This is a genomic window from Edaphobacter paludis (assembly GCF_039993895.1).
GTDB lineage: Bacteria > Acidobacteriota > Terriglobia > Terriglobales > Acidobacteriaceae > Edaphobacter > Edaphobacter paludis.
Genome location: NZ_CP121194.1, coordinates 3968790 through 3992180 on the forward strand (window position 1 = coordinate 3968790; position 23391 = coordinate 3992180).

23 protein-coding genes are annotated in these 23391 nt (G+C 60.1%); 4 read left to right on the forward strand and 19 right to left on the reverse strand.

Annotation, left to right across the window (positions count from 1 at the left end; translation table 11 throughout):
• Positions 1-50 precede the first annotated feature (50 nt).
• The 4 genes from alr to dnaB form a co-directional block, all read right to left on the reverse strand.
• The gene (gene alr / locus P4G45_RS16575) at positions 51-1241 is read right to left on the reverse strand and encodes an alanine racemase (RefSeq protein WP_348267581.1); all 1191 of its coding nucleotides are present in this window, start codon (positions 1239-1241) and stop codon (positions 51-53) included.
• Between the two features lie 33 nt (positions 1242-1274).
• Positions 1275-2009 (reverse strand): YafY family protein, encoded by a 735-nt coding sequence (locus P4G45_RS16580; protein ID WP_348267582.1) that lies wholly within the window; start codon positions 2007-2009, stop codon positions 1275-1277.
• Positions 2010-2019: 10 nt separating this feature from the next.
• On the reverse strand, positions 2020-2400 hold the full coding sequence (locus P4G45_RS16585; protein ID WP_348267583.1) for a VOC family protein: 381 nt from the start codon (positions 2398-2400) through the stop codon (positions 2020-2022).
• A 111-nt stretch (positions 2401-2511) separates the two neighbouring features.
• Positions 2512-3912, reverse strand: coding sequence for a replicative DNA helicase (gene dnaB / locus P4G45_RS16590; protein WP_348267584.1), 1401 nt, complete (start codon positions 3910-3912; stop codon positions 2512-2514).
• Positions 3913-4056: 144 nt separating this feature from the next.
• Here dnaB and P4G45_RS16595 point away from each other — a divergent pair, with 144 nt between their 5' ends.
• Positions 4057-4356: a DUF5076 domain-containing protein gene (locus P4G45_RS16595; RefSeq protein WP_348267585.1), complete on the forward strand. Its 300-nt coding sequence runs from the start codon at positions 4057-4059 to the stop codon at positions 4354-4356.
• A gap of 8 nt (positions 4357-4364) precedes the next feature.
• Here the strand turns inward: P4G45_RS16595 and msrA are convergent, their stop codons facing one another.
• Together msrA and mnmG are read right to left on the reverse strand one after the other, a co-directional pair.
• Entirely contained in the window at positions 4365-5000 is a 636-nt protein-coding gene (msrA, locus tag P4G45_RS16600) for a peptide-methionine (S)-S-oxide reductase MsrA (protein WP_373694211.1), read from the reverse strand.
• A gap of 96 nt (positions 5001-5096) precedes the next feature.
• Complete coding sequence (gene mnmG / locus P4G45_RS16605) at positions 5097-7115, reverse strand: tRNA uridine-5-carboxymethylaminomethyl(34) synthesis enzyme MnmG (RefSeq protein ID WP_348267586.1); 2019 nt, start codon at positions 7113-7115, stop codon at positions 5097-5099.
• Between the two features lie 94 nt (positions 7116-7209).
• On the opposite strand from mnmG, the gene P4G45_RS16610 reads away from it, so the two are divergent.
• Positions 7210-8349, forward strand: a complete 1140-nt coding sequence (locus P4G45_RS16610; RefSeq protein ID WP_348267587.1) for a mechanosensitive ion channel domain-containing protein — start codon at positions 7210-7212, stop codon at positions 8347-8349.
• A gap of 17 nt (positions 8350-8366) precedes the next feature.
• On the opposite strand, the gene P4G45_RS16615 is transcribed toward P4G45_RS16610, so the two are convergent.
• The 7 genes from P4G45_RS16615 to lpxC form a co-directional block, all read right to left on the reverse strand.
• Positions 8367-9347: a VTT domain-containing protein gene (locus P4G45_RS16615; protein ID WP_348267588.1), complete on the reverse strand. Its 981-nt coding sequence runs from the start codon at positions 9345-9347 to the stop codon at positions 8367-8369.
• Between the two features lie 79 nt (positions 9348-9426).
• Positions 9427-12681 carry a TonB-dependent receptor gene (locus tag P4G45_RS16620; RefSeq protein WP_348269280.1) on the reverse strand — a complete coding sequence of 1085 codons (3255 nt, stop codon included), beginning with the start codon at positions 12679-12681 and terminating at the stop codon, positions 9427-9429.
• A gap of 413 nt (positions 12682-13094) precedes the next feature.
• Positions 13095-13562 (reverse strand): hypothetical protein, encoded by a 468-nt coding sequence (locus P4G45_RS16625; RefSeq protein ID WP_348267589.1) that lies wholly within the window; start codon positions 13560-13562, stop codon positions 13095-13097.
• A complete protein-coding gene (locus P4G45_RS16630; protein WP_348267590.1) occupies positions 13543-14139 on the reverse strand; it encodes an RNA polymerase sigma factor in 597 nt (198 codons plus the stop codon). The genes P4G45_RS16625 and P4G45_RS16630 overlap by 20 nt, the downstream gene beginning before the upstream one ends.
• Positions 14140-14155: 16 nt before the next feature.
• On the reverse strand, positions 14156-14608 hold the full coding sequence (locus P4G45_RS16635) for a hypothetical protein (protein WP_348267591.1): 453 nt from the start codon (positions 14606-14608) through the stop codon (positions 14156-14158).
• 159 nt (positions 14609-14767) lie between these two features.
• A complete protein-coding gene (gene folK, locus P4G45_RS16640; RefSeq protein ID WP_348267592.1) occupies positions 14768-15247 on the reverse strand; it encodes a 2-amino-4-hydroxy-6-hydroxymethyldihydropteridine diphosphokinase in 480 nt (159 codons plus the stop codon).
• Between the two features lie 84 nt (positions 15248-15331).
• A complete protein-coding gene (gene lpxC, locus P4G45_RS16645; protein ID WP_348267593.1) occupies positions 15332-16246 on the reverse strand; it encodes a UDP-3-O-acyl-N-acetylglucosamine deacetylase in 915 nt (304 codons plus the stop codon).
• A 152-nt stretch (positions 16247-16398) separates the two neighbouring features.
• Between lpxC and P4G45_RS16650 the strand changes: the two genes are divergently transcribed.
• Complete coding sequence (locus tag P4G45_RS16650; RefSeq protein ID WP_348267594.1) at positions 16399-17544, forward strand: M20 family metallopeptidase; 1146 nt, start codon at positions 16399-16401, stop codon at positions 17542-17544.
• A gap of 33 nt (positions 17545-17577) precedes the next feature.
• Here the strand turns inward: P4G45_RS16650 and P4G45_RS16655 are convergent, their stop codons facing one another.
• The 3 genes from P4G45_RS16655 to P4G45_RS16665 all read right to left on the reverse strand — a co-directional run bounded on the left by P4G45_RS16655 (position 17578) and on the right by P4G45_RS16665 (position 20027).
• On the reverse strand, positions 17578-18168 hold the full coding sequence (locus tag P4G45_RS16655; RefSeq protein WP_348267595.1) for a Maf family protein: 591 nt from the start codon (positions 18166-18168) through the stop codon (positions 17578-17580).
• Positions 18169-18190: 22 nt separating this feature from the next.
• Positions 18191-19087, reverse strand: coding sequence for a D-hexose-6-phosphate mutarotase (locus P4G45_RS16660; protein WP_348267596.1), 897 nt, complete (start codon positions 19085-19087; stop codon positions 18191-18193).
• Positions 19088-19220: 133 nt separating this feature from the next.
• Positions 19221-20027 carry an NIPSNAP family protein gene (locus tag P4G45_RS16665; RefSeq protein ID WP_348267597.1) on the reverse strand — a complete coding sequence of 269 codons (807 nt, stop codon included), beginning with the start codon at positions 20025-20027 and terminating at the stop codon, positions 19221-19223.
• A 133-nt stretch (positions 20028-20160) separates the two neighbouring features.
• Here P4G45_RS16665 and P4G45_RS16670 point away from each other — a divergent pair, with 133 nt between their 5' ends.
• Positions 20161-20763 (forward strand): hypothetical protein, encoded by a 603-nt coding sequence (locus tag P4G45_RS16670; RefSeq protein WP_348267598.1) that lies wholly within the window; start codon positions 20161-20163, stop codon positions 20761-20763.
• 19 nt (positions 20764-20782) lie between these two features.
• Here the strand turns inward: P4G45_RS16670 and P4G45_RS16675 are convergent, their stop codons facing one another.
• The 3 genes from P4G45_RS16675 to greA form a co-directional block, all read right to left on the reverse strand.
• Positions 20783-21865 (reverse strand): hypothetical protein, encoded by a 1083-nt coding sequence (locus P4G45_RS16675; protein ID WP_348267599.1) that lies wholly within the window; start codon positions 21863-21865, stop codon positions 20783-20785.
• A gap of 313 nt (positions 21866-22178) precedes the next feature.
• Positions 22179-22811 carry a CDP-alcohol phosphatidyltransferase family protein gene (locus P4G45_RS16680; RefSeq protein WP_348267600.1) on the reverse strand — a complete coding sequence of 211 codons (633 nt, stop codon included), beginning with the start codon at positions 22809-22811 and terminating at the stop codon, positions 22179-22181.
• A 68-nt stretch (positions 22812-22879) separates the two neighbouring features.
• On the reverse strand, positions 22880-23356 hold the full coding sequence (greA, locus tag P4G45_RS16685) for a transcription elongation factor GreA (protein WP_348267601.1): 477 nt from the start codon (positions 23354-23356) through the stop codon (positions 22880-22882).
• Positions 23357-23391: the final 35 nt, after the last annotated feature.

Here is a 23391-nt window from a genome sequence, read left to right on the forward strand (position 1 = left end):
TCTCTTTAGCCCGATGTTAATTGGCTGCGAGATAAGGCGCAAATGAGACCCTAACCAGCCGCATTCACCAGCCGAGGCTCAGCCCTCATGCCGCACACAATCTCGTAAGCGATCGTATGCGCCAGCCGCGCATGATCGTCCGCCGTAATGCCATCGCCCAGCAGTACAACCTCATCGCAAACGCTTACGCCCGAAATGTCCGTCACATCGACCACAGTGAGATTCATCGACACTCGGCCCACAATCATCGCCCGCCGGCCGCCAATCATCACCCATCCGCCCGGCGTAGCATCCGATGCGGACAACTCCCGCCGCAGCCCATCCGCATAGCCAACCGGCAGCAGAGCCAACCGCATCGGCCGATGCGCCGTAAAGATCGCGTTATACCCCACCGAATCGCCAGCCTGCACGTCACGAATGCCGATCACGCGAGTCTTCCACGTCATCACCGGACGAAGCTCAGGCCGCACCAGCGACCTCCCACCCTCAACCGGCAGACAATACCCATAGAGCGCAAGCCCACAGCGAACCATGGCACGCGCGCCGATGCCGGAAGCAACGCTCCGCAGCCAGACCAGCGAGCCGGGATCATGCACGCTAACCGCGCTGTTATCGACCGTAGAAGAGTTCCCCGCATGAACCCACACTGGTTGCAGGCCCGCAGCCGCAACCTCGCCGATAGCCTGTTCAAACCGCACTCGCTGCCGCAGCGTAAGCGGTGAGTCCGCAACCTCCGACGAGGCAAAGTGCGTCATTACCCCATCCAGCCGCAAATTCGGCTGCACAACCAGCCACTTCAGCAGCTCCCGCAATTCCGCACCCGGTGCAACGCCCTGCCGCGCCATGCCGGTATCGATCTCCAGATGCACCGCCAACGGCTCCGCACCGCGCTGTACAACCGCCTCAGCCAACCATTCCATCTGCTGCCGAGTCCACACAATGGGCGTCAAGCCGTGGCGCACAATAGCCTCGGCATCCTCACGAAGCAGCCCCGACATCACCATGATCCTCGGCTGTCGCTTCTCAGAGATCCCGGCCACCGCTGCACGAACCGCCGCACCCTCCTCAGCATCCGTAACGCCGAGCCACTCCACCCCAGCCCGCGCCAGCACCGGAGCGCATACCTTCGCGCCATGGGCGTAGCCATCCGCCTTAACCACGGCGAGAACCGTTACGCCGTCCCCCGCGCCACTCACGAGCGCCCTGTAATTCGCCACAAGCCGCTCTTCTGAAATCTCCACCCAACTCTTCACAGCACCGTCCCAACTACCATCCTAATCGCCGACCGTTAGAACGCTCCCACGATTCACCGACTGGCCATGGTCCGGCTTCGGCATCGCCGCTTTGATGAAATCCTCCAGCCGTTGCCCCCGGCGTGGCACGAAGGTGCGCTCCAGCACCAGCACGTCCTCCATGCGGTCAATCCGAAAGGCTCGGAAATCTTTCCGCAGTTCACACCACGAAGCCAGCGTCCACACGCCGCTCCAGAAGGCGAGAGCCAGCGGACGCACCGCGCGGCTGCTGCGCTCGCCATCTTCACGCGCATAGCCAAACGTGATGGCACGCTTCGTAAGGCAGGCGGCATGGAGAATATCCAGCCGTTCGCGCAGGTGCTGCGCCATGTGAAATCCGCCCGGCGCATACAGCAGGATGGAGTCGAGTTCATCGCGCAACTCCGCAGGCAGGACGGCCTCGATGCGCTGCAACGCCTGATTCGCCGCGACGACGTTCTCCGCGCCGCCCCACGCGCTCACCAGCCGCACGCCCAGCACCAGCGCGGTCAACTCATTGCGCGTGAACATCAGCGGAGGCAGATCGTGGTCGCGCCGCAGCGTGTAGCCCACACCGGCCTCGCCTTCAATCGGCATACCGGAGAGCTGAAGGTCTTGAATGTCGCGGTAGATCGTCCGCTGCGAGACCTGTAGCTTCTCGGCCAGCTTCTGCGCCGTCAGCAGACGGCCGAGGCGCAAAAACTGGACGATGCGGAAGAGTCTGTCAGCGCGTCGCATAGGTGTGATCTTAGTGCGAATGCAGGCCGATGTGATTGCCCTCGGTATCGCGAAGACAGGCAAAGTGGCCGTAGCCGCCGGGCACCTCCGTCTTGGGCATCAGCACAAGGCCGCCCGCCTTGGGGACACGGGAGAGAACATCATCGAGGTCGCCATCGCAATTGAGGTAGACCATCGTTCCCGCGCCTGGCTTCTGAAACTTCCGCTTGACCAGGGTTCCGCTCGTTCCCGTCTGTTCGGCAGGAAAGATGGCCATGTTGTCGCCGATATTTTCGCGCTGCATCTTCGCGCCCAGCAGCGTCTCGTAAAAGGTGGTGGCCCGGTCCAGATCGGCGCAGGGAATCTCGAACCAGTTGATGGCATTCTGGCGAACTGTCGCTGTATTGCTCATGTCGCTCTCCTTGAATTGGCTGACTTAAGGCAAAGCATATACAGGGACTACTGACAGCATTGTGTCAGTAGCCATTATTTTTTTGAGAACATATCAGCCAACATCCGTGAGCTAGTACCCGCCACCACCGCCGCCATCGCTCTGCAAATTTTCAAAGCGCGTGTAGTCCGACAGATACGCCAGATGCACGCTGCCCGTAGGCCCGTTTCTCTGCTTGGCGATGATGATCTCCGCCTTACCCTTCGACTCAGGATCTTCGTCGCCGTTCTCGTCCTTGTTGTAGTAGCTCTCGCGGTGAATAAACGCGACCACGTCAGCATCCTGCTCGATCGAACCGGACTCGCGCAAGTCGCTCAACAGCGGCTTCTTGTCGCCGCCGCGCTGCTCACTCGAACGCGAGAGCTGCGACAGCGCAATTACCGGGACCTTCATCTCCTTCGCCAGTGCCTTCAGCCCGCGCGAGACGGACGAGACCTCCTGCGTGCGGTTCTCAAATTTCTTCTGATTGGCCCCGGCCGAACCCGTCATCAACTGCAGATAGTCGATCACAATCAGGTCGAGCCGCCCCTCCTGCTGATGCAGTCGCCGCGCCTTGGCGCGCATCTCGGCGAGCGTGATGCCCGGCGTATCGTCGATAAACAGCTTCGATTCCATCAGCCGTTCCAGCGCACTCAGCAGCTTGCTCTTATCTTCCTTCGGTAGAAAGCCGGTCTGAATTTTGCGCGAGTTCACCAGCGCCTCGGACGCCAGCAAACGGCGCAGCAGGCTCTCCTTCGACATTTCCAGCGAAAACACAGCAACCACCTTGCCGTCGCGCACAGCAGCATTCTGCGCGATGTTAATCGCCCACGCCGTCTTGCCCATCGAAGGCCGCGCCGCAATAATAATCAGCTCCGAGTCCTGCAAGCCGCTGGTCATGCGGTCGAACTCGATATAGTGCGTCGCCAGACCGGTAATCTCGCGCCCCTGCTCATACAGCTTGTCGATCGAGCCGAACGACGACTTCACGATCTCGCCGATGTCGGAAAATCCGCCCGTCACCGCGTGATCCGAGATCTCCATCAGTCTGCCGCTCACGTTGTTCAGCACATCGAGCGCTTCCTGACTCTGGTCCGCCGCGTCGATCATGCCGAGGTCGCACACCGTCATCAACTGACGCATCAAGCTCTTGTCGCGCACAATGCGCACATAGCTCTCGATGCTCAGCTTCCTCGGCAATCCCTCGCTCAAGGACGCGAGGTATGGCAGGCCGCCAATCGAGTCAAGCTCCTTCTTCTTCTTCAGCTCCTCGCCCACCGTAACGATATCGACCGCGTGGCCGAGCTCGGACAGATGCAGCATGGCCGTATAGATTCTGCGGTGCGAGTCCAGCGCGAAGTCGTCAGTTTTCAACAGCATCGTCGCATCGTTGATTGCGAGAGGCTCAACCAGCATCGCGCCGAGAATCGTCATCTCAGCATGAAGCGACGCAGGGCGCTCTTGCTCGCCAACGATATGAGGATAGGTAGCCATCGATTATTAACCTAGCTGAAGTGTTCCTGCGGATGGCAGGCAAATTCTGTGGATTAAGCGTCAAAAGACGCCTTTGCAAAGTCTACTCTTATACCAGTCAGCACACTGACGCACACACGCACACTCAGCTTTGGAGGTATCAAGATGGGATCGGAAAAATTTCTCGCCATTCCGCCAGCCGCACAACGCGACAAGGCATCCTTCGAGGTGTTGCGCGTCTGGATCGCCGAGCAGGGCCAACACGTCAGCATCCGCAGCGGCGCCTGGGAGGACCCCTTCGCGTGGGGCATCGTCCTCGCCGACCTCGCCCGTCACATCGCCCTCGCCCACGAGCTGCAAGGCCACGCCGTCGACAAGGATGCCTTTCTTGAACGGCTGCTCGAAGGCTTCACCGCTGAGATCGACAACCCCACCGACGAGCCCGAGGGCGAAGTCACCCAATAGCTTCGTCGCTACTCCCCTTTGTAAGGCTGAAACAGCTCCGGAAAGTCCCGCTTCAGCGTCTCAATCTTCGGCCGGTCGCAAACCATGATGTAAGGATTGTTCGGGTTGTTCGTCGCATAGTCCTGATGGTAGGACTCGGCGTCATAAAAGCCCTTCAGCGGAACCACCTGCGTCACAATCGGCTTTGAAAATACATGCGCCGCTTCCATCTGCGCGATATACGCCGTCGCAATCTTCTTCTGTTCATCGTTGGTGTAAAAGATCGCCGAACGATACGACGTGCCCACATCCGGCCCCTGCCGGTTCAACTGGGTAGGATCATGCACCGTGAAGAAGATGCGCAGAAGCTGTCCATAGGTCAGCTTCGACGGATCGTAGACCACCTTTACTGACTCCGCATGTCCGGTCGTCTCCGTCGTTACCTGCGCGTAAGTTGCTGTCGCCGCAGAGCCTCCGGCATACCCGGCCATCGTCGAAGTCACACCCTTCACCCGCTGAAACACTGACTGCGTTCCCCAAAAGCATCCGCCCGCGAACACCGCCGTCTCGTGGCCCGAAACCGAGGCCTTCGCCTCATCGACGGCAGGCACCGGGGCCTTCGCCTGCGCACTCACTTGTGTCATCTTCATCCCCCTCCATGCCATCAGAACCACTGCAACCACCACCAGCGCTATCCACCCGAACCGTATCAACATCTTGCCTGTCTGCATCTCGAACCTCCACTGCATCCCGCTATACAGTTAAGACGCGCTCATACCGGTTTCAGATTCTCTCAGCAGATCCGCCGCTCTGCGACGCCTGCCCTGAATCTCAATGAATCCATGGATCAGACTCACCGCCACCGGCGTGACTCCGGCAATGCGGCTGGCCTGTCCCAGTGTCTGCGGACGCACCCGCGACAGCGTCTCCTGCATCTCCCGTGACAGGCCGCTCACCGCCGCATAGTCGAACCAATCCGGAATCAGCCGCTTCTCGGCCTTGCGCAGCTTCTCCATCGACCGTCGCTGCTGATCGAGGTAGCCCGCGTACTTAATCTCGGTCTCCACCGTTTTCATCTCATTGCGAACCCAGGCAGGCAGCCGCGCGCTCACAGAATAAGCAGCCGCATCCATCGCCGCCACCCAGGCACTCAACACCTCACCCTCATCCACCAATCGATCCCGCAGCAGCGGAGCAAGCTCCTCCACCACAACCTCAGGCCGCTTCAGCAACTGTGCAAACGTCTGTCCGGCAACGCCCCCGTCGCCATCCAGCCGCGCCACCAGCTCTTCAGGCAGCTCGCCCGTCCTCACCCGCGCCGTTCCCAGCAGCTTCTCAAACGCAACGCCGCGCGCCTGCTTCGCTTCATAGCCAGCCCACGCGTCGTCATCAATCAGCCCCAGCCGCCGTCCATGCGGAGTCAGCCTGCGGTCCGCATTGTCGATCCGCAGATGCAGCCGGAACTCCGCCCGCGAGGTAAACATCCGGTAAGGCTCATTCGTTCCCTTACTGATCAAATCGTCGATCAGGATGCCCGTGTACCCCTCAGTGCGATCCAGCGTAAAGCCCGCCTCGCCACGCACCGCCAACGCCGCGTTGATGCCTGCCATCAGCCCCTGGCATGCTGCCTCTTCATAGCCGCTCGTGCCATTGATCTGCCCGGCAAGATACAAACCCTGCATCGACTTCACCCGCAGCGTCCGGTCAAGCTCCGTCGGATCAATCGCGTCATATTCGATCGCATAGCCGGGCCGCAGCATCTCCGCATTCTCAAGGCCGGGAATCGAGTGCACCATCGCCGCCTGAATCTCCATCGGCAGACTCGTGCTCATGCCGTTGATGTAAACCTCGTGCGTGTTCAGGCCCTCAGGCTCAAGGAAAAATTGGTGCCGCGTCTTCTCCGGAAAGCGCACGATCTTGTCTTCAATCGAAGGACAATAGCGCGGGCCGATGCCCTCGATCTGCCCGGTATACATGGGCGAGCGATGCACATTTTCGCGGATCAGCCTTAGCGTCTCCGGCGTCGTATGCGCGATGTGGCACATGATCTGCCGCAGCGGCAGCGACCGCGTGCGGAAGCTGAACGGCGTCGGATCCGCATCGCCCGGCTGCTCCTCAAACTTTGTCCAGTCAATCGTCCGTCCATCGAGCCGCGGCGGCGTGCCCGTCTTCAAACGGCACTCCCTCAGTCCCAGCCGCTTCAAGCTCTCGCCCAGCAGAACGCTCGCTGGCTCTCCGCTGCGCCCGGCGGTGTACTGCTGCTCGCCGCAATGAATCAGGCCGTTCAAAAACGTCCCGGTCGTCACCACCGTCGCAGCCGCGTGAATTGTGCGACCATCCCGCAGCTTCAACCCACGCACAACCCGTTCTGAGCAGCCATCCACCTCTTCCACAATCAGGTCCACGACTTCGGCCTGCTTGATGAACAGGTTCCTTTGTCCCTCCAGCACCTCACGCATCTTCACCCGGTACAGAGCCTTATCGCACTGCGCCCGCGGAGACCACACCGCCGGCCCGCGCGACGTATTCAGCAACCGAAACTGAATGCCGCAGGCATCGGCGACTTCGCCCATCACACCGCCCAGCGCGTCCACCTCGCGCACCAGATGCCCCTTGGCAATTCCACCGATCGCCGGGTTGCAACTCATCTGCGCAATCAGATCGAGGTTCAGCGTAAAGATGGCCGTGCGCAGCCCCATGCGCGCCGCAGCCATTGCCGCCTCGCAGCCCGCATGGCCTGCGCCGACGACCACGACATCGTACTGTTCCGTAAAGCTCACCCTTCTATTCTAGGCTTTCCGAGAGTAATTTCCCGTCCCGCCACGGCGGCTCCGCAGATCACTCGCTTCAGACTCCGGGCATCCAACCATAACGATGATTGCCATCTTCCACTCCCATCATGCCTGGTTTTTCGCCATCTTCTTCTTTTGCGCCGCGCTTGTGCTGGCGAATCTCGTGCATTACGTTGTGTTCCGGATCCTGAAACGCAAAGAGGTCCAGATGTCAGGCATGGGGTGGGGGCTTCAGCAACACCTCGGCCATCCGGCACGAGCCATCTTCTTTCTCACCTGCCTGCTTCTCGCGCTTCCATTAGTCCCCCTTCCCCGCGATCTCGAACAAATCATCCATCAGGGCTTCATCATGGCAATGGTCGCCGCCCTGGGATGGTTCGTCGTCGGGTGCATCTACGTGCTGCAAACCATCCTCCTGCGGAAATACGATCTCTCCGCCGCCGACAACGTTCGCGCACGCCGTATCCATACGCAGTTCCAGGTCTTCCGCCGCATGCTCATCACCTTTGTCATCGTCATCGACATCGGCGCCCTGCTCTGGACCTTCAACGACCCCCGCATCTGGCACTACGGCTCCGGCCTGCTCGCCTCCGCCGGCATCGCCACCCTCGTTCTCGCCACCGCCGCCAAATCCACCGCATCCAACTTCCTGGCAGGCATTCAAATCGCGCTCACGGAGCCCATCCGTATCGACGATGTCGTCGTCGTCGCGGGGGAGTGGGGCAAAATTGAAGAGATCACCTCGGCCTACGTCGTGGTCAGAATATGGGACCTCCGCCGCCTCATCGTTCCGCTCACGTACTTCATCGAAAACTCCTTCGCAAACTGGACACGCGAGTCCGCCGACATTCTGGGCACTGCCTTCCTCTACGTCGACTACTCCATTCCGGTAGAAGAGTTGCGCGCCCAACTCGACCTCATCGTTCATCCTTCGCCCCTCTGGGACAAGAAGGTATGCGGTCTCCAGGTCACCAACCTCAGCGAGCACACCATGGAGATCCGCTGCCTGATGAGCTCCAGCAACTCCAGCGCAAGCTTCGATCTCCGCTGCCTGGTACGCGAAAAGATGACGGCCTGGATTCAGCAGAACTATCCCAACGCCTTCCCCACTACCCGCTTCGCCGCATTACCCGACCGCGCTGGCAGCCCACAGCAAGGTTCGCTGCCGCCGGATTCAGCCCCCGGCCCGCAGCAGCCCCCAAAGCAACAATCCAGCACATAGCGGAGTGGAAAGATCCTTCAATCAAATTGAGGCAGGTGCCGCACATCCCCTTCGGGAACCAGTTCCAGCTCGCCCCCGGCCTTGATCCAAGCCTTCATGCCACCCTTAATCACCTGCACCTTGCAGTCTTCCTGCTGGAGCATATAGGCCACGCGCACGCTCGTCGTGTCGCGCAGGCAACTGCAATACAGATAGATCTCGCACTCCGGAGCCATGAACTCACGCAGCGCCACTACTTCTTCTTTCAGCCGGTTCGGCTCCACGCGAATCGAATTCTTGATGCGCTTCATTCCCGGATCGTAGTAGCCATGGCTGCGCACATCCGCAATCACCACCAGCCGGTCCGGCGTCAGCAATTGCAGCCGCTCGTGCAGGTTAGCCGCGCTGATTTTCTCGATCGCGCGATACCGCCTCGCGCGGATCGTGAACGCCAGAAACCCGACCGCGTACCCGATCGAAAGCAGCAGGACCAGAATCAGCACCGCATGTCCCGCCTGCGCCAGCGCCTCCGCAATCTCCCGCAAAAACCGGCTGAACACATATCCCGCCATCGTCCAGGCGGCGCAATAGAAGACCGCGCCCAGCGCATCCAGTCGCAAAAACCGCCAGAAGCGCATATTCAGGCTGCCTGCCAGAGGGGCCGCCATCGCTCCCAGTCCCGGAATGAACTTCGCCACCAGCAGCGTCTTCGCGCCACGCTTGTAGAAGTAGTCGGCCGAACGAAAGATACATCCTTCAGGATCGAGGGATAGCCTGCACATCACCGCCAGCAGCCACCATCCCGTATATCGTCCGCCAAAATAAAGCAGCGTATCGCCCGCAATCGCCGCTCCGCACGCCAACGGCAACAGCACACTCAATTGCAGCCCATGATGGGACGCCGCACCCGCCGCCAGCAACGTAATCGATACCGGCAACGGAACGCCTGCGCAGGCCAGAAACAGCACAATCGCGGTCACCGCGTACCCATGATGCGCAATGACCTCGATCAGCCCCATCTCACCACGCTCCAATCACAGCTTACACACCGCTTCGATGCAAACCGCAGCTCTGAAGCACTCGCTGGCTTTTAAGGCCTCAAAACTCCAGCCTCACCCCAAGCTGAACCTGCCGCTCCTGCGTCTGGCTCGTCGAAGCCGCCGTAAACGTCCCGAACGGCTGCACATTCAATCCCTCCGCCGCCACCGTCGCCGCATCCTGAAACACCAGCGGAGTCACTCCGTTCGCCGCCGTCTCGACCAGAAACGCCCGTTGCATGATCGCCGAATAATTCACCCGGTTAGTCACATTAAAAATCTCCGCCACGCCTTTGAGCCGCACCTTCTCCGTCACCCTCACCATCCGGCTCACCCGCAGATCGAGATTCGCCGCATCCGGCAACCGCAGCGTATTCCTTCCCACGGTCGGCAGATATACGGCACCACCCGAGCCATTGATGCTCTGATGCCCACCCGTCAGCCGCCTTCCCCCGTAGATGTTCAAGCTATACGGCCTTCCACTCCTCTCCGTAAACAGCGGAGCCATCATCCACCCATTCGCGGCAAGCCGCAGCCACCGCCGCTCGCTCGAAACCCGCGGCTCCCACACCGCGCTCAGGACCAGCTTATGGGGAAAGTTCAGCGCCGAAAGCCCCTTGTCATATCGCAGATCGAACGGATCCAGCTGCCCATTCTGAAGAGGTGTCGCTCCAGCACTCTGCCCGAAGTCGATGGCCTTCGACCACGTCCAGCTCGCCCTGAACTCCAGGCCGCCAACGCTGCGCCTCCGCGCCTCCAGCACCAGCGCGTTGTAGCTGGCATTCGCATTCGACACGATGTCTGTCACCGGCCCAAAGCTCGCGTCCACCCGCTGCGTGTAAACCGGTAATGCAAATGTCTCCCCGTCGCGAACACCCCGCGCCCCCGTACCGCCCTGCAGCTGAAACGTCTCCACCGCCGAAGCTGGCGCAATATTAATGTCCACCGAGTTCGGCAACTGCCGGTCAAGATTCATCAGGTAAGTCGCGCTCCCCACCACTCCCGCGCCGACCATGCGCTCCATCGTCACGCTGCCCTGCTGCACCGCAGGCAGCCGGAAGCCGCGATCGAAAACTGTTGCCGAGGTCGTCGTACTCACCGCCGCCGGAGGCGTCGTCAGATACGCGCAGGCATAACCAAAACCCTGGTCCGCCACCTGCGGACAATTCGTCACCGTTGTCGGTGTAATCCTGACATGCGTCGCTGAATTCGGCAGCGCCGTATTCACCAGCGCACTTCGCACCGTCGCCCCCGGCAGGCGGCCATAGAACAGTCCGTACCCCACTCGAACCACGCCACGCCCCACCCCAAGCGGCTGCCACGCCACGCCCACACGAGGCCCAAAGTTATTTCTGTCCTCGGGAAAGACGCTGGTCGCGCCGCGCCTCCCAAACGCTGCATCGATATTCCCATTCGGCCTCTGCGGAAAGGGAAGCAGCTCATACTCATAGCGGACACCCGCATCGATTGTCAGTCCCCGCCTGGCCTGCCAGCGGTCCTGCATATACCCGGCCCACTCCTGCGTATCGAACGTCACCGCAGCCTGCCCAAAACTCTGCGCGAACGACGTAAAGCAGAAGTCATGCAGAGCCGAATGGATCGTTGGGCATCCGCCATTCGGATACGTATTCACGTTGAATGTGTAATCGGTGATCCAATCCACCAGCCCACCCGCATGTCCTTTGGTCGTGCCGCTGTCATAGTGAAACGCTCCCTCCTGATCGCTCAGCGAATCGATGTAGTCATGCACCAGGCTTACATCCCCACCAACCTGCAACTGATGATGCCCATGCACCCAGGTCACCATGTCTGCAAACTGCACCCTGCGCTCATCGGGATAGGCCTTGCGCCCCAGCGACGACGGCGTTCCGAACGTCAAGCCATTCGGCCCAATCGCCACCTCGGGAGCATAGCCGCCGGGCCCCACCGCCGGCTCCTGCGGCAGCGAAGCCGAGGCCTGCTGATACTGAAAATCCCTCCCCACCGCCACTCGGACCTCATTGCTGAACTTCGCGCTCCCCGACCACAGCCACCGACCCAGCAAGGTGTCCACCTTCACATAGCTGCTGCCCAGGCTCGCCCTGCCGCGCGCCACAACCGCCGCCGACCTCACACCACCCGGCGAACTCGACCGGGCCCGGTCATACTGCACGCTCAGCCGGTTCTTCGCCGAAGCCTGCCAGTCCAGCTTGCCAAAGTTCACCGTCTGGTCCTGCCGCCGCGCCACTGTCCCGGTCAGGCTATCCAGATAATTGAGCGCCGCATTTACCTTCGAGGACGTCACTCCGCGTGTGGCCAGCACCCCTATTTGCGTCGATGTCAGCGAATAAAACGCCGCAGCCCGAGGCGAAGAGACCGCCGGAAACCCGCGCCGCTGCTGGTCGAACGCATAGAAGTAAAACAGCCTGTCCCGCACTGCCGCGCCACCCACGCTGCCCCCAAACTGCTGCCGCAGATCATGCGGCTTTACTGTCGCGCTCGTCACCACGCCATCGGCATAATGCGTCGCAATCGAGAAAGGGTTCGCCGCAGCCAGCGCACTGCTGCGCGCCAGATAGAATCCCGTCCCATGCAGCGCATTCGTTCCGCTCTTCGATACCGTCGTCACCACGCCCCCCGCCGCGTGTCCATACACCGCCGAGTAGTTCTGCCCGCTCACGCGGAACTCCCGCACCGCCTCCTGCGAAAACGTATAAGCCGCGCCGCCCAGCCGCCCATACCCCCCATTGCCTTCTCCACCCGTTCCCCGAGGCACCGCACCAAAGCTCTGGTCATCCTCCGCTCCATCCACCACCGTACTGTTCTGCGTCACCGCCAATCCGCGAAAGCTCAGCAAACCCGCCGCATCGGGATTCACCTCAGGTGTCAGCAGCGCAAACGTCTGCCACCGCCTCCCATTCACCGGCAGCCGCTCGATCTCTCCCGCCGTCACCGTGCTTCCCGCCGCCGCCGACTCCGGCTCCGAAACCTCCGCAGCGGCCGTCACGGTCACTGCCGTCGCCACTCCGGCAACCCTCAGCCGGGCATCTACCCCCGTCACCGCACCCGTCTCGACCACGACCCCCGACAAAACCAACCGCTCGAATCCCGCCGCCTCCACCACCACGCGGTATATTCCCACCGGAACCCGCGCCACCAGAAATTCCCCGCCTTTATCACTGACGACCCGCACCACAAACCCGGTCGCACTCTCCTCCACCTGCACCCGGGCCCCACGCACAGCCGCACCGCTCGCATCCACCACCACTCCGTGCACAGCGCCGTCCACCGCCGTCTGCCCTCGCGCAGCCGCCAGCCCACAGCACAGCAAAAGCACCAAAACAACCGCGCCCGACCTCACGCGATTACAGCAAGACAACATGCACTCTCCCGTAAATTAAAGCGACGCCCATCCAGACCACGGGAAGACAAGACAACACCGCGCCCCATCCATAACTATCCGGGCAGAGCATCGCAGCACAGCGAAACTTCATAAAGTAATTAGCCGCAGACTAACCAACTTCCACCGATTAAGAAACTCCCCACATGGGTCACATCTGCGCAGGAGATGCGGTGGCCAAAGCTAGCCCGCCATGGGCAAAAAAAAAGGGAGGCACCTGAGGCGCCTCCTTGGAGAGCATTGATTGAAATTGTTAAAGAAAGAGTAGCTTCAGCCTCATCTCCTGTCATCGCCACAAAGACCTGTTTTCATCTCAACCTATAGGTGGAGAGCATCCCTCGATTCACACCTCAGGAAACCACATTGAACGCGCCCTGCTGCTTCCCCTCATGCAGCATATAAAACGCACCGGCGGCGATACACAGCACCGCTATCGCCACACCGGGCAGAATGTCTCCCAATGCCCAGCCATGCAAGATCTCGCGATAATCAAATCGTGAAAGGCCATGCAAAAGCCACGCCGCAAAGGCCACTACGCAGCCCAGACTCAGCAAACGCATAAAAATCAGCGGACGCGTCGCCCGCTTCAGAATCATCGCCTGTCTCTCCATCTGCGCCCGTCGCCAGATCTCGTCGGCAGCCGCCGGCACCTGCTCTACCCGCAGCGAAGCAGCATAGTGCAACAGGCTCTCCGCGACCCGCTTTGTCTCCCTGCACGAATCGCAGCTCTCAATATGACCATTCAAGTCAGCCGTCCACAAGCCCGTCCGCAGAGCATCCACGACTTCACGCTCACATTCACATCCGCTTCGATTCATCGCTCTTCCTCTCTTGTTCTTTCAGCGGCCGCAGCAGCACCGCAGCCTTCTGCCGCGCCCGAAACAGCAGCAGCCGAACGCTCATCGTTCCCAGACCGGTCGCCTTCGCAATCTCGGCATGACTCATCCCTTCCACGTACGCCAGCCATAGCAGCTCGCGCTCTCTCGGCTTCATCATCTGCATCGCGCGCCGAACATCCATCTGCGTGTTGACGTCCGCCATGTTCGCATCCGGCGAAGATCCCTCGTCCGCCATCTCAGGGGCCGGGCGATCCTCGCCCTTGCGCCAGCGATCGCGCAGCAGATTCGTCGCAATGCGAAACAGATACCGCCGGGCCTCAGTCGCTTCCATCGCCCCAGGCTGGCGCACCAGAAAGCGGCAATAGGTCTCCTGAAGGACATCCTCGGCCACGTCTCTGCGGCCGGTCACGCCGGTCAGATAAGCCAGGATCGGCCGGGAGGTCGCGTCATACAGCGATCGAAACGCCTGCTCATCCATCGAGGCCGTCGAATCCATCGCAGCGTCTTCCTCGCCCGTCCACGAGAGCCGTGCCGCAAGTGCATCGGTCTTATGCATCGGCCTCAAGACCCCGCTACGCGCCTTCACTCTTATTCAGCAGCCCGAACGACCGGGAGAGAAAGTAAGTCGCCAGCGCCGCCACTTCAAACCCGATACCAAGCGTAAGGGCGATCGTTCCAATAAACTGATTGGCCTGGGCGTCGTTTCCAGCCAGCGAATGCAGTGACAATAGCGCCGCACCCAGCGCAATCAGCATAATACCCGCGCGGACGCCGCTCAAGATGCTCTTGTACGGCGTCGCCCGCTCCGCCTGCTCCACCGCCAGCGAGCTCAGAAAGTTCCGTCCGGCCTCCGTCTCCGCATACGCCAGCACCGTCTGGGGCGAATCGATCTTCTCCAGCAGCTTCATCTGCACGAAATACTGGAGCTTCGCAATCCGGTAACGCCGAATCGACGACAGCACCACCCACGCAATCCAGCCAATCGTGAAGAACACAATGAATGGAACCAGAACATTTTCTGCCATAACCTCTACCCCTTTTCCGATACGAACGTCGCCTTCATCGAATACAACGTTCCAGAGGCCTAAACGGTTAACACCCAAACCGCGCTTGTTCTCATCTCACCCACGTAAGATTTCAGACTTGGAAGCAGGAGAGTCGATCCGCATCGATCCGTGATTGCCTCAAGCCGTTCGCCGCCCCAGCCCCTGCAGTATCTCCCCCACCGTCTTTCCCAGCACCGGATGCACCATCCCCGGCGCAATCTCCGCCAGCGGCTCCAGCACAAACCGTCGCTCGTGCATCCCGGGATGGGGCAGTGTCAACGCCGCCGTATTCATCACCACCGCGTCATAAAGCAGCAGATCGAGATCGATCACCCGAGGCCCCTTCGCAACGACCCGCTGCCTACCCATCGCCTGCTCAATCTCAAGTAGCCCGCGCATCAACTCCAGCGGCTCCTGCTCGGTCTCCAGCAGCATCGCCGCATTCAAAAACCTTGGCTGCGACAGATACCCCACCGGTTCGGTGTCATGAAATGTCGAGACCGCCCGCACTCTCCCCAGCAACCCCAGTCGCTTTACCGCCTCGCGCAGGTTTGCTTCCCGGTCGCCAAAATCCGACTCCAGGTTCGACCCCAGCGCAATCGCCGCGAGCGCTCTCACAATCGCACCCCACCCATCTCATTGTCCTCAGATTTAGATGATGGTCCGGCCCGTAGCCCGTTTATGGAAAGATAAACCACCCAGTCAAGCCGAAGCGTGCTGCAATCTGATCGGAGCCGTCTCCACCTCAGCCACTTCATCATACCCGTGCGCCAGTTCCCACGCCGACCGGTCCCGCATTAATCGCTGCACCAGGGCTGTGTGCATGGCATGGCCTGCCCGCTCCGCCACCACCCGCCCCTGAATCCGCCGCCCTGCCAGGGCCAGATCGCCGATCAGGTCCAGCACTTTATGCCGCACAAACTCGTCCTCAAACCGAAGCGGCCCATTTTCCACTCCCCGTCGCGACAGAATAATGGCACTCTCGTCCGAGACCCCGCGAATCAGTCCCATGTCCCGCAACATCGCTTCATCTTCCTTAAATCCGAACGTCCGCGCCGGAGCAATCAACTTTACATAGTCGCCCGTCGCCAGGTCCCCTGTGAACTTTTCGTATCCGATAGGCTGCGGAAAATCGATGGTGTACTCGATCCGATATCCCGAGCCCGGATACACGCCGATAAACTTCGACCCATCCCGGACCTCGATCTCCTTCAGAATCCGGATGTACTCCCGCTTCCGCCGCTGCTGCTTCAACCCGACTGAATGAAAGGCCTGCACATAGGGCAAAGCGCTTCCATCGAGGATCGGGACCTCCAGATTGTCCACCTCGACGATGACATTGTCCACGCCAAACCCGATCAGCGCCGACAGCAGATGCTCCGTCGTCGAGATCAGAACGCTCTGCCGCATCAGGCTGGTCGCATAGCTCACCTTGGCCACATTGCGGCCAATCGCCGGAATCTCGAAGTTGTCCAGATCCGTGCGTCGAAAGACGATTCCCGAACCAGCCGGAGCCGGAACCAGCCGCATCGAGACAGGTGCGCCGCTGTGCAGGCCAATGCCGCTCAGCTCTATCTCCGACCGGATTGTTCGCTCAAAATGGGCTTCGAATGCCACGAATCTACATCTCCTGCGCCAACTCGGGTTAGGTTACAGGCATATCAATGCCTGTAAATGTGGTAAAAAAACCACACTTGCCAATAGGGATGACTACCTTTGTTCCCTCAAAATCACTCCACTAAGCTCTCTGTCTGCTATAACATCCGTCCATGAACCCCAATGCTGTCCTTAACCTGGCCCAGACCAGGCATGAATGGATCCGATCCGCCCTCCGCGATCTCGTTTTGCAGGAATCCCCAAGTGAGGACAGGGCGGCAGTTAACGCGGCGGCCACTCTCGCAGAAGATCTCGCCCGTGGCCTCGGCGGAAGAACGAGACGGCACAAACAGAAAAACTTCGGCGACATCCTCGAACTCCGCTTCGGCCCGGCACGCTCCTCCCGCAAGCCCATTCTCCTGCTCGGCCACCTCGACACCGTATGGCCCATGGGAACGCTCAAAGGCATGCCCTGGCGCGAAGAAAATGGCCGGTACTGGGGTCCCGGGGTCTTCGACATGAAGGCTGGCATCGTCATAGCGCTCGCCGCTATCGGCATCTTGAAAGAGTTGAAATTGTCCCGCCCCATCACCCTGCTCCTCAACAGCGACGAAGAAGTTGGCAGCACCGTCTCTCGCCCCATCACTGAAAAGCTGGCGGCTGCATCCTCCGCCGTCATCGTCCTCGAACCCGCCCAGGGACTCGCCTGCAAGACTGCCCGCAAGGGAGTCGGCCAATATAACGTGCGAGTGACAGGTGTCGCCGCGCACAGCGGGTTGGACTTCGAGCGCGGCCACTCCGCCATTCTGGAGCTGGCAAAGCTGGTCGAAACCATCTCCAGCTTCACCGACCTCTCCGTCGGTCGAACCGTAAACTGCGGCGTCATCGCTGGAGGAACCCGTTCCAACGTCATCGCCCAGAACGCCTATGCCGAGGTTGACGTACGCATCGCCAAAACCAGCGATGCCGCGCGCGTAGAAAAACTCTTCCGCAGCCTCAAGGTCTCCGACCCGCACTGCAAGCTTGAGATCACCGGAGGCCTTAACCGTCCGCCGATGGAGCGCAAGCCCGGCACCGTCGCCCTTTTCAAACACGCGCGAAAGCTGGCTGACGAACTAGGATTCGAACTCAACGAAGCCTCAACCGGCGGCGGCTCCGATGGCAACTTCACCGCCGCCCTTGGCATTCCCACGCTCGACGGCATGGGAGCTGTAGGCGACGGCGCCCACGCCGCCCACGAGCACGTCGTCATCGATCAACTTATCCCACGCACCGCTCTGCTGGCCGCCATGCTCGCGACTCTCCCTGAACGGGGCTAGTAAAGCCTCATTTATGCTGCTCTTGCGTACCTGCTAAGAACCAGCCAACCCTGCCGCCGCTTCATCCAGCAGAGAGATTGTCCGCGCAATCGGCAACCCAACCACGTTGAAGTAGCAGCCCTCAATCCGGGGGATCCATCGCGCGGCGTAGCCCTGAATCGCATACGCCCCGGCCTTATCAAGCGGCTCACCGGTAGCGATGTACGCGTCGATCTCCGAGTCCTTGATTACGTCGAAGGTGACCTGCGTGATCTCAACCTCGCTGATCGCCCCCTTGCGTGTAACCGCGGCAAGACCCGTCAACACTGCATGAGTGCGTCCGCTGAGAAGCTGCAGCATGCGCCGCGCATCAGCAGCATTTACAGGCTTACCGAGGATGTTGCTCTCGCTGACCACTGCGGTATCGGCCCCGATCACGATCAGCGGATCGCCACCAGAGTCGTGGGATTGATGCCGATTCCAGATGGCCTGCGCCTTCTCCACGGCCAGCCGCTGAACGTAGGCAGCCGCCCCCTCGTCGGGCAGCAGGTCTTCATTCAGATCGGCCGACTCGACAGTAAAGTTAAGGGCAGCCTGCGTGAGCAGTTCACGGCGGCGAGGCGAGGCGGAGGCAAGAATAAGCATGGCAACCTAAAGTGTATTCGGCTCAGGACAAAATTTTCTCGACGGAGATATGCGCCTGCATGCTGTGCGTCTTTCCCGGCGCAAGCGTGACAGTATTGGCCGCGGCGTTCACCGTTTCGACGCACAACATCTCGTGCCACTCGTCCGGCCCCAGATCGGCCATCGCCTTCCACGGATTGAAGACAACCGTGGTGTCGGAGTTCGTCTTGGCAACCGTGATGCGGCGACGACCGGCAGCATCGTGCAGAACACACGTCGCTTCAGTATTTTGATAGACCCGGTCGGTCGGTCCTGTAAACGTCAGCGGAGCATGCGCTGCGGGCTTCTCGCGCATGTTGTCGGTCTTGTCGATGAAGGGTGTCGGCTCAAGCCCGGTGACCGTCACCTCATGGACATCCACCACGGAGTAATAAGTATGCAGCGCCTCTTCAAAGAGAAGTGGCGCTGCCGCGTCGTTGGCCACCGCAAGCTGCATCGTGAGCGTACGCCCGATGGTCAGTTGATAGGCCAGCCGAAAGTTATCGTAGCCAAGCTCGCGGCTTATCTCCGTCGGCGCCAGCGTGAACGTCAGATGCAGGTCGTTCCCGGCGAGCGCGGCAAAGGCCAGCGTCCAATTCTGGATACGAGCGAAGCCGTGGGATGGGCCAGTCTTGCCATCGTGCCGGTTCGCAAACCAAGGAAACGCAATGGGCACGCCGCCGCGGATCGGTTTGCCCGGCTCGAAGTCGCTCTTGCGGCTGACAAAAAGCACCGGCTGTTCCCCGGTAGGCTGCCACGCAGCAAGGTGCGCTCCCTGCAGATAGACCGTAGCCGTAGCGTGCGGCGTCGTCACGTCGGCATAGATGAGGCCGCTGGCCGTCTGATTAAACGAGAGCACGCCGGGAATGGCGAAGTGTTCGGTGAGGGAAGCGATATCCATAACTGCTTTCGAGTATCTCAGATGGAAACGCCTTTTATGCCCTTCGAATGAAGTGCAATCCAAAGCCAAAGAGAAACGAGGGCAACCTGGATGGCTGCCCTCGATAAGAGATTGCGATATTGGCAAAAGCGATCTAAATCTGCGAATACGCCGTCGGGCTGAGAATGAGGTTCGTGACATTGCTCACGATCGGCTCAAACGAATAGCGAGACGAACTCGACAGTTTCTTCCAATCCGGATCGCTGCTGAAGCGCTTCCACTTGTCCGTCAAGTCGGACAGCTCGGGATAGCTGAGCATGTACGTCAGGTTCGGCATGCGCGGACCAATGAGCGTGTCGCCATAGAAGACCTGGTCGAAGCCCGCCTTCTGAAAGATCTCGAACTCGCCATGATGGAACATCTCGACCTTGCGAACGTGATCGGCATCGCTGGGGCTCTCGTAGGTGCGAAGCTGGAAGACGCGCTTACCATGCTGCGCCGCCGAAGGGGGTGGAGTCAGCTTCGGATGCCCTTCAAAAGCAGCGAGCAGCGAGCTTTCCATGCGAATGAACGCAGGCGCCGTCGCGGGGGCGCTCCAGAACGGCTGCGCCGTCTTCATAAACTGTTCGTCCTGTGCCAGCCGCAGATCGACGTTCACCAGCGTCTCGAGATTGCTGCAGGGCAACAGCAGATAAAGCGTCGGCGTCTCCGGGCCCAGGTCGAGATGAAAGGCGCCAACGGGCGCGATGCCCAGACGGTTCAGCGCGGGGATCAGCGAGTCGGCCACGTAGCTGTCCGTGAGCTTGGTCTGCGGCCCTGACTGCATGTGGTACTTGCGTATTTGGTAGTATTCCCGCGGGCCGGCAGCCGCCGGTGATTGTGCAACGCCCGATTGTGGCTGGCTGGCAAGGGCAAGCGTCGATGCGGCAAGGGACGAGGTCAGAAAATCACGCCGTTTCATTTGTTCTCCTGCAGATAGAATGCCCGCAAGCGCGGGACCAGAACGCATCTTGAAGCATACAGAATGCACGCGAAGAATGTCCCCACGCCGCGTTGCTTTTTGAGGGCGAGCCGCATTGCCTTATGCTGGAAACATGATGCGCCGCATCCCGCTCTGCCTGCTTCTCTCCTGCGCTCTCCTGTTCGGCGCCGCTCGCACGGCCTCTGCAATTGAGGTCAAGATCTCGTCGCAGGCGCTCGAACGCACGCTTCGCGCACAGCTCTTCAACGGGGCCGATGGCCGCTACTACATGCGTGGCGACATCAATTCCGCCTGCTACGTCTACGCCGATTCGCCGCACGTCACCTTCATGCAGGACCGCATCGTCGTGCATGTGCACGCACGCGCGAAGCTGGGCACCTCGGTTGGCGGCCTCTGCATCGGCGTGTCGATGGACACCAATGCTGACGTCTCCATGATCCCCGTCGCGCAGGAACAGATCATCGGCTTTCGCGATGCGCGCATCGAACGCCTCAGCGAATCGAAGGAGTTGAACTTCCTTCTCGTGCCCTTCCTCGACCGCAAGCTTCCCGACCAGATGAAGGTGAACGCCGCCGACCTGATGCGGCAACTGTTGAGCCAATCGACCCAGACCACAGGCTATGCCTTCACGCTCAGTTCGCTGAAGCTGCACTCCCTGTTCGTCGAAGGCACGATGCTTGTGCTCGACGCCGACGCCGGGTTGAACGTGGACTGAAGCTATCGGCGCAAATGTTTTACTGCGCCGCGCCGAAATATGGGACAGTAATCCCGCCCGGCGCCGAAGGTACAGGTTCTCCATGCAATTGCGGTTCGCTCTCTGACGCCGGTTGCACGGATGGCTTTGCCAGGTCCACCGCGACGCCCTGCGCTCTACCCAGGTTCTCGATGTCACCCGGCAATATCTCCCTCGGCGAGTCCTTCGGCGCCTTGAAGCGCCCATCGGCCAGATAGGCCACCACCATTCCTGCCGTGAGCGGCGGACTCAATACGAACAGTGGCACAACATACTTCTTCGATTTCACCAGCGACTCCACCACGCCGTTGATGGGATGGCTGCGATGGATCGTACCCGGCACCTGCGGAATCACGAACGTCAAAAAACCCAGCTCCGGATGCCTCCTTCCATACTTCGTCAGAGATCGCGCGACCTGCTTGGGCGTCGTAATGCCAAGATCGATGAAGAAATTTCGATGGATCGAATGCGGATAGTAGACGTTCAACAGCATCTTCGAAAAATCCGCGCAGTTATGGAAGAAGAGATTGAAGTGACTGACATTGCGATTGTCGTTGAACTCGGCGATGAAGCGCGCATCTGCCTCCCGCGTCGTCTCAACCTGAAAACCATAGATCTTGCGGTCGTAGGATGCGCCGATGAGCTGAGTCCAGTCTCCCTTCGGCGACTTCCTCGCGTCTTCGTCGGCTTCAGCGTCGGGAATGATATTCAGCAAATGCTGACGGCGGTATGCGTCGCGCAACTGTGCTTCGAGCCCCGGATCGGCCGTTGCAGGAACGTCTTCCGCATGATCGACGGCGTACAGATACGGCACCAGGGGAATCGCCAGCCAGTCGTAGCCGCCCACCTTGTGATAGCGGCTGATGACCACGCCAAACTCGCCGGGCCGGCATGGGCGCAGTTGAGTCGGCGTCTCCGCGCAAATGTGGTTCAGATAGATCGCCGCGTGTCCCGTCGGATTAATCGCGCCGAACGTGCCGTATGGTTCTTCCATCAGCAGGGCTGCGTCTGCATGCGCCCGAACTCCGGATGCCGCCAGAACTAGCAACGCCCATGCGATGAGAATTCCTCTTATGCGTTTCATCCAAACCTTTCTGAGCTGAAAGGGAAGCATGGCTGTGCTTTCCAAGAAGTTGTCTAACGCTACGACCGCGACAAATTCTTTTGCCGCTGTCACTTTTCCGGCCCCGACGTCACAAACCGCTCACCATCCGTGACGCGGTGGAGAGACCCTGTATTTTCCGTTGCTCGTTCTACGCCGTATCTCCTAAGTGAATCGGCGCAGGGCAACGAACTCTCTCTTGTTAGAGACACCCTTCCACGCAAAGTGTTTCGAGAGTTTCTTATTGCTATTTGATTTGATTGAGGTTCGACGTCAACGGTCGCAGAGCGTGCGATTACCGAGTCGGCAGCAGCTTCCTGCGTTCCGTCTCCAGGTACGTATACCGGATGCGGTGGATCACCGTTGTGGTCGAGAATAAAGCCAGCACCCACAATGCCGCAGCCATCACTCCCCAATGGTTGAACAGAGCGCCGAGGATCACGCAGACGATGCGCTCGGGCCGCTCCATGAACCCCACCTTGCAGCTTCCAATCAACGCTTCCGCGCGGGCACGGGTGTAGCTCACCATCAACGAAGCCGTCATCACAAAAGCCACCAGGCCGACATAAAACAGACGGTTGCCACGTGCGTAGAAGACCAGCAGGCCGAAGAAAATCACCACGTCGGAGTAGCGATCGATTACCGAATCGAAGAACGCGCCGAAGACTGAGACCTGGTTCGTCTGCCGGGCGACCCGGCCATCGACCATATCAAAGATTCCGGCTCCAATAATGATCACGCCCGCGTAGAAGAACATACGGTCTGCGTTTCGAATGCGCGCAAAACCGAAGAACATAGCAGCAACAATGTTGATGCAAAGCCCGATAAAGGTAAGCGCGTTCGGTGAGATCCGGGTCAGTGCAAGACCATTGACGATCTTCTGCAGCAGCCAGCCGCTGCCCTTGCCGAATGCACTTGTCCAGGTCAAAAAACTTGCCTCCCGAAAGACTGCTCTGCCTTATCGCTCTTAACTAAAAATCCATGGCCCGATTGAAATTACTCGGCAGCGGTGTCGTGAATCGTCACCAGTTTCAGCACCTCGAGCTCGCGGTTGCCGTTCGGTGTAATCACGGTGGCCACGTCGCCAACCTTTTTGCCCAGCAGGCATCGCCCGATCGGCGACGTCGTCGAGATCAACCCCTGCGACACGTCGGACTCTTCGCTGGTCACCAGCTTGTACTGGATCTCTTCGTTCTTGCTCGAATCGTAAACCGTGACCGTCGCGCCGAAGCCGACCTTGTCGTGCGGAATGTTGACCAGGTTCACCATGGCAAGCTCGCCCATCCGCTTTTTGAGCTGGCCGAGCCGCGCATTAACGAAGACCTGCCGCTGCTTCGCCATGTGATACTCGGCATTCTCGCTCAGGTCGCCCAGCGCAACCGCCTTCTTGATCTCTGCGGGCAGCTCGGTGGTGAGCTCGTACTCAAGTTGCTTAATCTCTTCTTCGAGCCTTTTCTTTACGTGTTCTGGCATGGGGCCTTCCAGGTCGCGCTGGCATATTCGCAACG